This is a genomic window from Mycolicibacterium doricum (assembly GCF_010728155.1).
In the GTDB taxonomy this organism is placed as follows: Bacteria; Actinomycetota; Actinomycetes; order Mycobacteriales; family Mycobacteriaceae; genus Mycobacterium; species Mycobacterium doricum.
In genome coordinates this window covers 3,578,993-3,593,084 of record NZ_AP022605.1, presented here as the reverse complement: position 1 = coordinate 3,593,084, position 14,092 = coordinate 3,578,993, and the positions used below count along the sequence as shown (strand labels likewise).

At 68.7% G+C, this 14,092-nt stretch carries 7 protein-coding genes; all 7 read left to right on the top strand.

The window, feature by feature from the left end; genetic code table 11:
• The first annotated feature begins 166 nt into the window (after positions 1–166).
• The 7 genes from zomB to pks13 all read left to right on the top strand — a co-directional run bounded on the left by zomB (position 167) and on the right by pks13 (position 14,087).
• Positions 167–2,140 carry a terminal beta-(1->2)-arabinofuranosyltransferase gene (zomB, locus tag G6N07_RS17580; RefSeq protein ID WP_275086244.1) on the top strand — a complete coding sequence of 658 codons (1,974 nt, stop codon included), beginning with the start codon at positions 167–169 and terminating at the stop codon, positions 2,138–2,140.
• 502 nt (positions 2,141–2,642) lie between these two features.
• A complete protein-coding gene (locus tag G6N07_RS17575; RefSeq protein WP_085188747.1) occupies positions 2,643–3,686 on the top strand; it encodes an esterase family protein in 1,044 nt (347 codons plus the stop codon).
• A 167-nt stretch (positions 3,687–3,853) separates the two neighbouring features.
• Positions 3,854–4,747: an alpha/beta hydrolase-fold protein gene (locus G6N07_RS17570; RefSeq protein WP_372507569.1), complete on the top strand. Its 894-nt coding sequence runs from the start codon at positions 3,854–3,856 to the stop codon at positions 4,745–4,747.
• A gap of 55 nt (positions 4,748–4,802) precedes the next feature.
• Positions 4,803–5,285: a hypothetical protein gene (locus G6N07_RS17565; protein WP_372507566.1), complete on the top strand. Its 483-nt coding sequence runs from the start codon at positions 4,803–4,805 to the stop codon at positions 5,283–5,285.
• Positions 5,286–5,318: 33 nt separating this feature from the next.
• Positions 5,319–6,326 carry a carboxylesterase Culp6 gene (culp6, locus tag G6N07_RS17560; RefSeq protein WP_085188751.1) on the top strand — a complete coding sequence of 336 codons (1,008 nt, stop codon included), beginning with the start codon at positions 5,319–5,321 and terminating at the stop codon, positions 6,324–6,326.
• 220 nt (positions 6,327–6,546) lie between these two features.
• Positions 6,547–8,436 carry a long-chain-fatty-acid--AMP ligase FadD32 gene (fadD32, locus tag G6N07_RS17555; RefSeq protein ID WP_085188753.1) on the top strand — a complete coding sequence of 630 codons (1,890 nt, stop codon included), beginning with the start codon at positions 6,547–6,549 and terminating at the stop codon, positions 8,434–8,436.
• Between the two features lie 50 nt (positions 8,437–8,486).
• Positions 8,487–14,087: a polyketide synthase Pks13 gene (gene pks13 / locus G6N07_RS17550; protein WP_085188755.1), complete on the top strand. Its 5,601-nt coding sequence runs from the start codon at positions 8,487–8,489 to the stop codon at positions 14,085–14,087.
• The last annotated feature ends 5 nt before the right edge of the window (positions 14,088–14,092 follow it).

The window sequence follows — 14,092 nt, the reverse complement described above, 5'->3', positions numbered from 1 at the left end:
CCCAGTGCGGCCGACGCACCCATCCGGCACAGTGCGGCCGACGCACCCATCCGGCACAGTGCGGCCGACGCACCCATCCGGCACAGTGCGGCCGACGCACCCATCCGGCACAGTGCGGCCGACGCACCCATCCGGCACAGTGCGGCCGACGCACCCATCCGGCACAGTGCGGGCTACCGGGTCGGTTCTGGCGCGCCGACTGGTCCGCGGCCCGGCATTCCCCTTCGACGTCACCGTGCGGGTCAGCCTGTGGGTGAGCGTGACCGTGGTGGCGGTGTTGTTCGGCTGGGGCGCCTGGCAGCGCCGGTGGATCGCCGACGACGGTCTGATCGTGCTGCGCACGGTGCGCAACCTGCTGGCAGGCAACGGGCCGGTTTTCAACGCCGGCGAACGCGTCGAGGCCAACACCTCGACGCTGTGGACCTACCTGATCGCCGCAGGCGCGTGGGTCGGCGGATCGGTGCAACTCGAGTACATCGCGTTCGTGTTCGCGTTCGTGCTCAGCGTGGCCGGGGTGGTGTTGGCGATGCTCGGCACCGCCCGGCTCTACGCGCCCAGCCTGCAGGGCCGCCGCGCGCTGCTGTTACCCGCCGGGGTGCTCGTCTACATCGCGGTGCCCCCCGCGCGCGACTTCGCCACCTCCGGGCTGGAGAACGGCCTGGTTCTCGCCTACCTCGGGCTGCTCTGGTGGATGCTGGTGTGCTGGTCGCAGGGGTTGCGCAGCCCGTTCGGGCCGGGCCGCGACGCGGTGAGCCGACCGTTCACCGCCGCGCTGGCCTTCCTCGCCGGGGTGAGCGTGCTGGTGCGCCCGGAACTCGCGCTGATCGGCGTCGGAGCGCTGATGATGATGCTGGTGGCCGCCCGCTCCTGGCGGCGCCGGCTACTGATCGTCGCCGCGGGCGGGCTCCTGCCGGTGGTATACCAGATATTCCGGATGGGCTACTACGCCCTGGTCGTGCCCGGCACCGCGGTGGCCAAAGACGCCGCCGGCGCCAAGTGGCCCCAGGGGTTCACCTACCTCACCAACTTCGCCGAGCCGTATCTGCTGTGGGTGCCCGCGGTCCTGCTGATCCTGACCGGTGTCGTGCTGGTGAGCACCCGCAGCCGGCCGTGGTGGATCCGGCATCAGCCGCCGCGCGGCTACGGCCGGTTGGCCCGGATAGTGCAGAGCCCTCCAGCGGTGGTGCTGTTCATCGTGTGCAGCGGTCTGCTGCAGGGCATCTACTGGATCCGCCAGGGCGGCGACTTCATGCACGGACGGGTGCTGCTCACCCCGCTGTTCTGCATGCTGCTGCCGGTCTCGGTGATCCCGATCGTCCTGCCCGACGGCAGCCGGTTCAGCCGGGAGACTGGGTTTTTGCTGGCCGGGGCCACCAGCGCGCTGTGGCTCGCGGTCGCGGGCTGGTCACTGTGGGCGGCCAATGCGCCGGGGATGGGCCCGGACGCCACGCGCGTCACCGACACCGGGATCGTCGACGAACGCCGCTTCTACGCGCAGGCGACCGGGCACGCCCACCCCCTGACCGCCGCCGACTACCTGGACTACCCGCGCATGCGGGCGGTGCTGACCGCGCTGGAGAACACGCCCGACGGGGCCCTTCTGCTGCCCGCGGGCAGTTACGATCTGTGGGACGTGGTGCCCGCGCTCCCGCCGCCGCCCGACGCTCCCGACGACTACATCGGGCCGCACACCGTGTTCTTCACCAACCTGGGAATGCTCGGAATGAACGTCGGCCTCGACGTGCGGGTGATCGACCAGATCGGACTGGCCAACCCGGTGGCCGCGCACACCGAACGCCTCGAGGACGGGCGCATCGGCCACGACAAGAACCTCTTCCCGGACTGGGCGATCGCCGAGGGCCCCTTCCTCAAGATCCCGCCCTATCTGCCGGTGTACGTCGACCGGGACTGGGTGGCGCAGGCCCAGGCGGCGCTGAAGTGTCCGGCCACCGAATCTGTGCTGAACTCGATCCGCGCTCCGCTGACCGCCCGCCGTTTCCTGTCCAACGTGGTGCACGCCTACGAGTTCACCCAGTACCGCTTGGAGCGGGTGCCACGCTACGAGCTCATCCGCTGCGGATTGCCCATCCCCGAACCGCACGAGCCGCCCTACACCGGTATGCCGGCGGCCGGACCGTGACGGGACCCTGGTGGCGTACGCCGAGTTGTGGGCCGGGTGCCGTCTGTTTGGGTAACGCCGGAGACAGGTCCAGGCGAACCCGGTTCAGGTGTCCCGGACACCGGTTGGACACTGCCCCTGACGACAGTTCCGGCAACGGCGCCGAACCTCACCGAAAGGACCGCAGATGCATAGCACTCCGTGTCGACCCGGCTGCACGTCGGCGTGCCTCCGCCGGGACGATGGCGGCCCGCAGGCCCTCGGGTGATCAGTTCGCACCCCTCGGTGGCCGCTTCGCGACTCCGGATTCCCCCTCGGAACGCATCCGGCGTGCCGGGGCCGTGATGTGCGCGAATGCAGGTTGCACGTCCGACTGGGACGCCGCTTTCAACGATGCAGCGGCGTCGTGGCGAAACACGCTGGGAAGAACGATCACACGATCGTGTGGTTGACTACACGGGCAACGCGGCTGGTCTGGAGTGCCCGGACCGGTTGCGGCTTACGACAGATGGGAATTAGCAGCATGAGTTTCGTTGGGAAGATGCGCGACGCGGTGAGGGCGGTGCCGCGCCGGCTCACGATGGGTGCCATGGCCGTCGTCACGGCCGCCGCCGTGGTGCCCGGCCTGGTGGGCGTCGCAGGAGGCTCGGCTACTGCAGGGGCGTTCTCGCGTCCCGGCCTGCCGGTCGAGTACCTCATGGTCCCGTCTGCGGGCATGGGCCGCGACATCAAGGTCCAGTTCCAGAGCGGCGGCGCCAACTCACCGGGTGTCTACCTGCTCGACGGGCTGCGCGCGCAGGAAGACTTCAACGGCTGGGACATCAACACCCCCGCCTTCGAGTGGTACCTGGACTCTGGACTCTCGGTCATCATGCCGGTCGGCGGCCAGTCCAGCTTCTACACCGACTGGTACAGCCCGGCCTGCGGTAAGGCGGGTTGCCAAACCTACAAATGGGAGACCTTCCTGACCCAGGAGTTGCCCGCCTACCTCGCCGCGAACAAGGGTGTGGACCCGAACCGCAACGCCGCCGTCGGCCTGTCGATGGCCGGTTCGGCCTCGCTCACGCTGGCGATCTACTACCCGCAGCAGTTCCAGTACGCCGCGTCGCTGTCGGGCTTCCCCAACCTTTCCGAGGGTTGGTGGCCGATGCTCGTGGGCCTGTCCATGGGTGATGCCGGCGGCTACAAGTCCGAGGCCATGTGGGGTCCCAGCAGCGATCCGGCGTGGAAGCGCAACGACCCCATGGTCAACATCGACAAGCTGGTCGCCAACAACACCCGCATCTGGATGTTCTGCGGTAACGGCAAGCCGGCCGAGATCAACGGTCAGGTCGCCGGTGACAACTTCAACGCGAAGTTCCTCGAGGGCTTCACGCTGCGGACGAACGAGACGTTCCAGGAGGAGTACCTGGCCGCCGGTGGCCGCAACGGTGTGTTCAACTTCCCGCAGGGTGGCACCCACGACTGGCCCTACTGGGGGCAGCAGCTTCAGCAGATGAAGCCGGACATCCAACGCGTGCTGGGAGCGGTGCCGCAGCCGAGCCCCGCGCCGGCCGCAGCCGGATAACCGACCAGCTCACGCGCGATCCGATTCGGCAGACGGCGGTGACCCTCAGGGTCACCGCCGTCGGCCGTTCGCGGGGCTTTTCCTCCCGGCCCGCGACGGTGATGTGGTTCACTACCACCGCGGGGATTGGCGAACAGACGGCCGACGGACGTGAGGTGGGCGTGATGATGCGTGGGGTTTTGCGAGCGGTCGCGGCGGTGGCGCTGGCCGCGGGCCTGTGGTCGGTCGCGGAGACCGCGTCCGGGACAACCGCCAGAGCTGAGGCCGTCGAGTACCTGATGGTGCCGTCGGCCGCCATGGGCCGCGCCATCCCGGTCGCTTTCCAGGGTGGTGGACCGCACGCGGTGTTCCTGCTCGACGCCTTCAACGCAGCTCCGGAGGTGAGCAACTGGGTGACCGCGGGAAACGCGATGAACACGCTCGCCGGTAAGGGAATCTCGGTCGCCGCCCCCGCCGGTGGCGCGTGGAGCCTCTACACCAACTGGGAGCAGGACGGCAGCCGGCAATGGGAGACGTTCCTGTCCTCGGAGCTGCCCGACTGGCTGGCGGCCAACAAGGGGCTGGCCCCCGCCGGGCACGGCATCGTGGGCGCCGCGCAGGGCGGTACCGGGGCGATGATGATGGCGACCTTTCATCCCGACCGCTTCCGTTACGCCGGGTCGATGTCGGGGTTCATGACGCCCTCTGCCACCGCGCTCAACGGCGCCATCACCGCCGGCCTGGCCCGGTTCGGCGGCGTCGACACCCGCAACATGTGGGGGCTGCCACAGCTGGGCCGGTGGAAGTGGCACGACCCCGACGTCCACGTCCAGCTGCTGGCGAACAACAACACCCGGCTATGGGTGTACAGCCCGGCCACGCTCACCTGCGTCGACCCGGCCGCGATGATCGGCTACTGCGATCAGGCGCAGGGCAGTAACCGCACGTTTTACCAGCACTATCGCGCTGTCCGCGGCAGCAACGGGCACTTCGACTTCCCGGCCGGCGGCGAGCACGGCTGGGGTAGCTGGGCGCCGCAACTGGGGGCCATGTCGGGTGATCTGGTGGCCGCGATCCGCTGATCGGCGGCCGGGCCGATCGACGTGGGCCGCGCCGGGCAGCCGGTACCGTGTAACCGTGCAGCACACCCAACGGCGGATCCTCCCCACGCTGTTCGTGCTGTCCGCCGTCGTCCTGGTGGCGGCGTGCGCGTTGACCGACGACGTGCTGAGCCGCGACGTCACCTCCACCGCGCCACCACCGCCCGCCGCGCGTCCCGACGAATTCGGCGACGGTGGGTCGGATCTGCCCAGTCCGCCCGAGGGCGTCGCCGGACAGCCGGGGGCGGTGACCGTGACCAAGCCCCAGCGGCACTATCTCGACGCGCTGAAGGCCGCCGGGGTGCGCGCGACGACTGATCTGCGTGCTCTGTCCATCGGCTCTGCGGTCTGTCAGGCGCGCGCGGCCAAGCAGAACGATCAGGCGGTGTGGGAGTTCATCCTGCCGCTGGTGCGCAGCGACGTGCGCGCGGCCCGGCCCAGTTCCATGCGGACCCTGGCGAAGGAGATCGACTCCGCGACCGCCGACTACATTCGCATCGCCACCGAACGACTCTGCTAGCGCAGACCGCGTACGCAAGGAGCCGATTACCCCATGCCGAAGTCCAGTCGACGCAAACGCCACCGCATCCTCGCCCTGGCCGCCGCCGGTGCGATGGCCCTGGTTGTGGTGTTGGTGGTGGCCATCATCGTCGTGGTGATGCGCACCCCGGATTCGCCTGACACGGCGCTGCCGCCGACGGCGGTGCCGCCGACGGCGGTGCCGCCGACCGGTAAGCCGCGCCCGGAGTTCCAGGACGCCAGCTGCCCGGACGTGCAGCTGCTGTCGATACCCGGCACCTGGGAGTCCTCCCCGCAATTGGACCCGTTCAACCCAACGCAGTTCCCGATCGCGGTGCTGCTCAACGTGACGAACCCGCTGCGCGCCGAATTCGGCAACGACCGCCTCGAGATCTACACGGTTCCCTACACCGCGCAGTTCCACAATCCGTTCTCCGCCGACAAGCAGATGTCGTACAACGACAGCCGGGCCGAGGGCACCCAGGCCGCGGTCAAGGCGCTCGTCGACATGAACAACCGCTGTCCGTTGACCAGCTACATCATCGTCGGGTTCTCCCAGGGTGCGGTGATCGCCGGTGACATCGCCAGCGACGTCGGCAACGGCCGCGGCCCGATCGACCAGGATCTGGTGCTCGGGGTGACCGCGATCGCCGATGGCCGCCGCGAGGCCGGGGTCGGCCAGCAGGTCGGGCCGACCCCACCCGGGGTCGGCGCCGAGATCACGCTGCACGAGGTGCCGACGCTGAGCGCCCTGGGGCTGAGCATGACGGGCCCGCGGCCCGGCGGGTTCGGGCAGCTCAACGACCGGGTCTTCGAGATCTGCGCACCGGGTGACCTGATCTGCGCCGCCCCGGAGTCGGCATTCTCCATCGTGAACCTGCCTCGCACGCTGGAGACCCTGGCCGGTGGTGCCGGACAGCCCGTGCATGCGATGTACGCCACCCCGCAGTTTTGGCAGGTCGACGGACAGCCCGCGACGGAATGGACGCTGAACTGGGCGCGGAACCTCATCGAGAGCGCGCCGCAACCGAAACATGGTTGACACGTGACCGAAGTGATTTGGCGAGTGCCCTTAAGGCCCTTAACATGCTTGATATTAAGAGAAAACTAAGGCTGAGCGATCGCTGACGCGGTGCGTCGACGCCGGCACCCGCGCCAGCGCGAGTAGCATTTCGAGGTTCGGGTCCGCGCCTTCGCAGAGCGACTGCAGCGTCCGTATTAGGAGCCGTGCAGAAGGCCGCGGTTCGACAGGAGAGTGTGAAATGCCGTTCCACAACCCGTTCATCAAGGACGGCCTCATCAAGTTCCCTGACAACGGGAACCTGGTGCGTCACGTCGAGCGGTGGGCGAAGGTGCGTGGCGACAAATTGGCGTACCGCTTCATCGACTTCTCCACCGAACGCGACGGGATCGAGCGCGACCTCACCTGGGCCGACTTCGGCGCCCGCAACCGCGCGGTCGGCGCCCGACTGCAGCAGGTGACCCAGCCGGGCGACCGCGTCGCGATCCTGTGCCCGCAGAACCTCGACTACCTCGTCGCATTCTTCGGCACGCTGTACTCCGGCCGCATCGCCGTGCCGCTGTTCGACCCGAACGAGCCCGGCCACGTCGGCCGCCTGCACACCGTCCTCGACGACTGCACACCGTCGGCCATCCTGACCACCACCGAGGCCGCCGAGGGGGTGCGAAAGTTCTTCCGCACCCGACGCGCCGACCAGCGTCCCCGTGTTATCGCCGTCGACGCGGTGCCCAACGAAGTCGGCCAGACGTGGGAGTCGGTCGACGTCACCACCGACACGATCGCCTACCTGCAGTACACGTCGGGTTCCACCCGGGTCCCGACGGGGGTGCAGATCACCCACCTGAACCTGGCCACCAACGTGGTGCAGGTGATCGAGGCGCTCGAGGGCGAGGAAGGCGACCGGGGTGTGTCCTGGTTGCCGTTCTTCCACGACATGGGCCTGATCACCATCATGATCTCGCCGATGATCGGGCATTACATCTCGTTCATGACGCCCGCCGCGTTCGTCCGCAGGCCCGGCCGGTGGATCCGCGAGATGGCTCGCAAGGAGGGCGAGACCGGCGGCGTCATCTCTGTCGCGCCCAACTTCGCCTTCGACCACGCCGCCGCCCGCGGCGTGCCCCGCGAAGGTGAGCCGCCGCTGGACCTGTCCAACGTCAAGGCACTCCTCAACGGCAGCGAGCCGATCTCGGCGGCCACCGTGCGCAACTTCAACGAGGCGTTCGGTCCGTACGGCTTCCGGCCGCAGGCCATCAAACCGTCCTACGGTCTGGCCGAGGCCACGCTGTTCGTCTCGACCACGCCGGTCAACGAGTCGCCGAAGATCGTCACCGTCGACCGCGACGAACTGAACAACCACCGCTTCGTCGAGGTGCCGCCGGATTCGCCGAAGGCCGTCGCGCAGGCGTCGGCGGGCAAGGTCGGCGTCGCGGAGTGGGCGGTCATCGTCGACCACGACACCGCTACCGAACTGCCCGACGGCCAGATTGGCGAGATCTGGATCTCCGGCCAGAACATGGGCACCGGCTACTGGGGCAAGCCGGAGGCCACGTCCGAGACGTTCCAGAACATCCTCAAATCGCGGACGAACCCGAGTCACGCCGAAGGCGCGGCCGACGACGCGATGTGGGTGCGCACCGGTGACCTCGGCGCCTTCCACGACGGTGACCTTTACATCACCGGCCGTGTCAAGGACCTGGTGATCATCGACGGCCGCAACCATTATCCGCAGGACCTCGAGTACTCGGCACAGGAAGCCACCAAGGCGCTGCGCACCGGTTTCGTCGCCGCGTTCTCGGTGCCGGCCAACCAGCTCCCCGACGAGGTGTTCGAGAATGCGCACGCGGGTCTCAAGCGCGACGCAGCCGACACCTCCGAACAGCTCGTCATCGTCGGTGAGCGGGCACCGGGCACCCACAAACTCGACATGGGCCCGATCGCCGACGCCATCCGCGCCGCGATCGCCGTGCGGCACGGGGTCACCGTGCGCGACGTGCTTCTGACGCCCGCCGGGGCGATCCCGCGTACCTCGAGCGGCAAGATCGGCCGCCGCGCGTGTCGCTCGGGCTATCTCGACGGCACCCTCCGTAGCGGCAAGGTCGCCAACGCCTTCCCAGACGAGACCGACTGACGGACGGGCCTCGCCTTCCCCCACACATACCGCCGCGGGCGGCGAAAGAGATGAACATGTCTGAAACCCCGAACAATTCGCCCTCCGGCGACGGAAGCAGTCTGGTCGCCTCCGGCGACGGAAGCAGTCTGGTCGCCTCCGGCGACGGAAGCCGTCTGCGCCCGGCGCAGGTCGACATGACCGTCGCCGAGATGCGGGAATGGCTGCGCAACTGGATCGCCAACGCCACCGGCCAGAGCGCCGACGGGATCGACGAGTCGACGGCGATGGTCGAGCTGGGTCTGTCGTCGCGGGACGCGGTCGCGATGGCCGGCGATATCGAGGACCTCACCGGTGTCACGCTCACGGCGACCGTGGCGTTCCGCCATCCGACCATCGAGTCGCTGGCCACGGTGATCATCGAGGGTGAACCCGAGGTGGAGCACGACGACGACGACACCGACTGGTCGCGTGATGTCGACGAGGACGTCGCGAACATAGCCGTTGTGGGCCTCGCCACCCGTTTCCCGGGCGAGATGAACACCCCGGACGAGATGTGGGAGGCGCTGCTCGAGGGCCGCGACGCGATCACTGATCTGCCGGAGGGCCGCTGGGAGGAGTTCCTCGGCGAGCCGCGGATCGCGGAGCGCGTCGCCAAGGCGGCCACCCGCGGCGGCTACCTCTCCGACATCAAGGGCTTCGACGCGGAGTTCTTCGCGCTGTCGAAGATGGAGGCCGACAACCTCGATCCGCAGCAGCGCATGGCGCTCGAGCTCACGTGGGAGGCGCTGGAGCACGCCCGCATCCCGGCGTCCAGCCTGCGTGGTGAGCGTGTCGGCGTCTACATCGGAGCGTCAAACAACGACTACAGCTTCATGTCCGTGGCCGATCCCGGCGTCGCGCACCCGTACGCGATCACCGGCACCACCAGCTCGATCATCGCCAACCGGGTGTCGTACTTCTACGACTTCCGCGGACCGTCGATGGCCATCGATACCGCCTGTTCGAGCTCGCTGGTCGCCGCGCATCAGGGGGTGGCCGCGCTGCGCGCCGGCGAGGCCGACGTCGCCGTCGTCGGCGGGGTCAACGCGCTGATCACCCCGCTGGTGACGATCGGGTTCGACGAGGTGGGCGGGGTCCTGGCACCGGACGGCCGGATCAAGTCGTTCTCCCAGGACGCCAACGGCTATGCCCGATCCGAGGGCGCCGGCATGCTGGTGTTGAAGCGATTGAGCGACGCCCGACGTGACGGTGACGACATCTACGCGGTGATCGCGGGCAGCGCGGTCAACCACGACGGCCGGTCCAACGGCCTGCTGGCACCGAACCCTGACGCCCAGGCCGAGGTGCTGCGCAAGGCGTACAAGGACGCGGGCATCAACCCGCGCGACGTCGACTACGTCGAGGCCCACGGCACCGGCACCATCCTCGGTGACCCGATCGAAGCCGACGCGCTGGGACGGGTAATCGGCCGTAACCGGCCGGCCGACAAGCCTGCGCTGCTCGGTGCGGTGAAGTCCAACGTGGGCCACCTCGAGTCGGCGGCCGGGGCGGCCAGCCTGGCGAAGGTCGCGCTGTCACTGCGCAACGACAAGCTGCCGCCGTCGATCAACTACACCGGCCCGAACCCCTACATCGACTTCGACGCCGTGCGGCTCAAGGTCAACGACGCGGTCAGCGACTGGCCACGCTACAGCGGACACGCCATCGCCGGTGTCTCCGGCTTCGGCTTCGGCGGCGCCAACGCGCACATCGTGATGCGCGAGGTGCTGCCCGCCGACCTCGCTGCGCCGGAGTCGCAGGAGAAGGTCGTCGAGGTCACTGCCGCGCCGAACGAACCCGCCGTCTATGTCGGCGGCGTGCGGATGGACGAGTACGGCGAGTTCGTCGGCGAGGACGACGGCGAAGGACCGGTCGACGGTTCCGTTGGTTCTGCCGCCGAGGACGGTCACGAACTGCCCGGTCTGACCGACGAGGCCAAACGCCTCCTCGAGGTGGCGCGCGAAGAGCTGGAGGCGGCCGAGCAGCCGGTTCCGCTGGTCCCGCTGGCTGTTTCGGCGTTCCTGACGTCGCGCAAACGTGCCGCCGCCGCCGAGCTGGCCGACTGGATCGACAGCGAAGAGGGTCGGACGTCGTCGCTCGAGTCGATCGGCCGCGCGCTGTCGCGCCGCAACCACGGCCGGTCCCGTGCGGTGGTGATGGCCCGCGATCACGACGAGGCGGTCAAGGGATTGCGCGCGCTGGCCGAGGGCAAGCAGAATCCGAACGTCTACAGCGCCGACGGTCCCGTCACCAGCGGGCCGGTCTGGGTGCTCGCCGGTTTCGGTGCGCAGCACCGCAAGATGGGTAAGAACCTCTACCTGCGCAACGAGGTGTTCGCCGACTGGATCAACAAGGTCGACTCGTACGTGCAGGACGAGCGCGGCTACTCGATCGTCGAGCTGATCCTCGACGATTCGCAGGACTACGGCATCGAGACCACGCAGATCACGATCTTCGCGATCCAGGTGGCGCTCGGTGAGGTGCTCCGCCACCACGGCGCGAAACCGAGTGCGGTGATCGGCCAGTCGCTCGGTGAGGCGGCGGCGGCGTACTTCTCCGGCGGCCTGTCGCTGGAGGACGCCACCCGCACCATCTGCTCGCGCAGCCACCTCATGGGTGAGGGCGAGGCGATGCTGTTCGGCGAGTACATCCGGTTGATGGCGCTGGTGGAGTACTCCGCCGACGAGATCAAGACGGTGTTCTCCGACTACCCCGACCTCGAGGTGTGCGTCTACGCCGCCCCCACCCAGACCGTGATCGGCGGTCCGCCCGAGCAGGTGGACGCCATCATCGCCAGGGCCGAGCAGGAGGGCAAGTTCGCCCGCAAATTCCAGACCAAGGGTGCCAGCCACACCTCGCAAATGGATCCGCTGCTCGGCGAGCTGGCCGCCGAACTGGTCGGCATTACCCCGCACCCGTTGCAGGTCGGCTACTACTCGACGGTGCACGAAGGCAAGTTCCTGCGTGCGGGAAGCGAGCCGATCCACGACGTCGACTACTGGAAGAAGGGGCTGCGCCACAGCGTTTACTTCACCCACGGCATCCGCAACGCCGTCGACAACGGTCACACCACGTTCCTCGAGCTCGCCCCGAATCCGGTGGCGCTGATGCAGGTCGGGCTGACGACGGCCAGCGCTGGGCTCCATGACGGCCAGCTCATCGCGACGCTGGCCCGCAAGCAGGACGACGTCGACTCGATGACCGCCGCGATGGCGCAGCTGTTCGTGCACGGCCACGACCTGGACATGCGCACGCTGTTCCCGCGGCGCTCGCGTGGGCTGGCCGGTGCGCTGGACTACGCGAACATCCCGCCGACGCGATTCCGGCGGAAGCCGCACTGGCTCGACGTGCGTTTCAGCGGCGACAACGCCGGTGTCATGCCGGGCAGTCACGTCGCCACCCCGGACGGCAGGCACGTGTGGGAGTACTCTCCGCGCGGCGCCACCGACCTGGCCGCGTTGGTGAAATCGGCGGCCGCGCAGGTGTTCTCGGATGCCGCGGTGACGGCGGCCGAGCAGCGCGCGGTGCCCGGTGAGGGCGCCCGCTTGGTGACCACACTGACCCGCCACCCCGGTGGCGCGTCGGTGCAGGTGCACGCCCGCATGGACAACGGAGGCGAGTCTTCCTTTGCTCTCGTGTACGACGCCATCGTCACCCGCGGTGGCCAGCCTGTCGCTCTGCCTGCCACTGTGGCCACCGGAACGTTTGCAGGGCGGATCGATTCGGCCGCTCTCGCGGTCGATGCACCGGACGACGCCGCCGGGTCTGATGCCGCCGGGTCTGATGCCGCCGGGTCTGATGCCGCGGGGAAGGCTCCGGCGATCCTGTCCGACCACCTCACTCAGGGCGCGAATCTCGGCGCGGGTCTTGGTAAGTGGTCGCCCGCCTCCGGTGAGGCGGTGCGCGACCGGCTGGGGCTGATCGTCGGTAGCGCGATGGGCTACGAGCCCGAGGACCTGCCCTGGGAGGTGCCGCTGATCGAGCTCGGGCTGGATTCGCTGATGGCGGTGCGGATAAAAAACCGCGTCGAGTACGACTTCGACCTGCCGCCGATCCAGCTGACTGCGGTGCGCGACGCCAACCTGTACGCCGTCGAGCAGCTCATCGAGTACGCCATCGAGCATCGCGACGAGGTCGACCAGCTGGCCGAGTCCCAGAAGGGCAAGACGGCCGAGGAGATCGCTGCCGAACAGGCCGAGCTGATGGGCGGGGCGTCCACGGTCGCCGAGCTCGAGGAGAAGCTCGCTGCCGCGGGGCACCCGCTCGGAGAAGCGGCTGCCGAACAGGCCGCGGTGCTCTCCGGAGCGAACCTGACGACGGCCACCACCGCGCAGCCCGACCCGCAGGCGGAGCCGAGCACGCAGGACGATTCGGCGGACCCGATCCCGGCACCGCCGACGGATCCGTCGGGACCGGTGGCGACCATTCCGGCGCCGCCGACCAACCCGGCCGGACCGACGCCGGAGGCCGCCAAGTCCTCGGCAGCGAAGGCCGCCGCGCAGGTGCTGACCCAGGAGGCCGTCACCGAGGCGCTGGGCGCCGACGTGCCGCCGCGCGACGCCGCCGAACGGGTCACGTTCGCGACGTGGGCGATCGTCACCGGTAAGTCGCCGGGCGGTATCTTCAACGAGCTGCCGAAGGTCGACGACGCCACCGCGGTCAAGGTCGCCGAGCGGCTGACCGAGCGTGCCGAGGGCACCATCACCGCCGCCGACGTCACCTCCGCCAAGACCATCGAGGACCTGGCCACCACGGTGCGCGGGCATCTCGAGTCCGGCAAGGTGGACGGCTTCGTCCGTGTCCTGCGCGCACCGCAGGAGGGGTCGAACCGGATCCCGGTGTTCGTCTTCCACCCGGCCGGTGGTTCCACAGTGGTCTACGAACCGCTGCTCAACCGGCTGCCCGCCGACACCCCGATGTACGGCATCGAACGGGTCGAGGGCTCCGTGGAGGAGCGTGCCGCCGAATACGTGCCCAAGCTGCTCGAGTTGAACGGCTGGACGGAGGGCAGAACGGGCAAGCCGTTCATCCTGGCTGGCTGGTCGCTGGGCGGGGTACTGGCCTATGCCTGTGCGATCGGTCTGAGGAAGGCCGGTGCGGACGTGCGGTTCGTCGGTCTGATCGACGCGGTGCGCGCCGGCGAGGAGGTTCCGCAAACCAAGGAGGAGACCCGCGCCCGCTGGGAGCGGTACGCCCGGTTCGCCGAGCGGACGTTCAACGTGCAGATTCCGGAGATCCCGTTCGAGGAGCTGGAGAACCTCGACGACGAGGGTCAGGTGAAGTTCGTGATGGAGGCCGTCGCCGCCAGCGGTGTGCAGATCCCGGGCGGGATCATCGAGCACCAGCGCACGTCGTACCTCGACAACCGGATGATCGACACCGCGGAGATCAAGCCGTACGACGGGCACGTGACGCTGTACATGGCCGATAGGTACCACGACGACGCGATCTACTTCGAACCGCGATACGCCACCCGCCAACCCGACGGCGGCTGGGGTGAGTATGTTTCGGAGCTGGAAGTGGTCCCCATCGGCGGTGAGCACATCCAGGCGATCGACGAGCCGTACATCGCGAAGGTCGGTGCCCACATGAGCGAGGCGATCAACCGTATCGAGGCCCAGGGGAAGTAGACCAA

What these genes read in the sequence shown, in the direction of transcription:
- G6N07_RS17575 (WP_085188747.1), top strand. Translation starts at nt 2,643, where the DNA reads ATGAGTTTCGTTGGGAAGATGCGCGACGCGGTGAGGGCGGTGCCGCGC.
- G6N07_RS17570 (WP_372507569.1), top strand. Translation starts at nt 3,854, where the DNA reads ATGCGTGGGGTTTTGCGAGCGGTCGCGGCGGTGGCGCTGGCCGCGGGC.
- culp6 (WP_085188751.1), top strand. Translation starts at nt 5,319, where the DNA reads ATGCCGAAGTCCAGTCGACGCAAACGCCACCGCATCCTCGCCCTGGCC.
- fadD32 (WP_085188753.1), top strand. Translation starts at nt 6,547, where the DNA reads ATGCCGTTCCACAACCCGTTCATCAAGGACGGCCTCATCAAGTTCCCT.
- pks13 (WP_085188755.1), top strand. Translation starts at nt 8,487, where the DNA reads ATGAACATGTCTGAAACCCCGAACAATTCGCCCTCCGGCGACGGAAGC.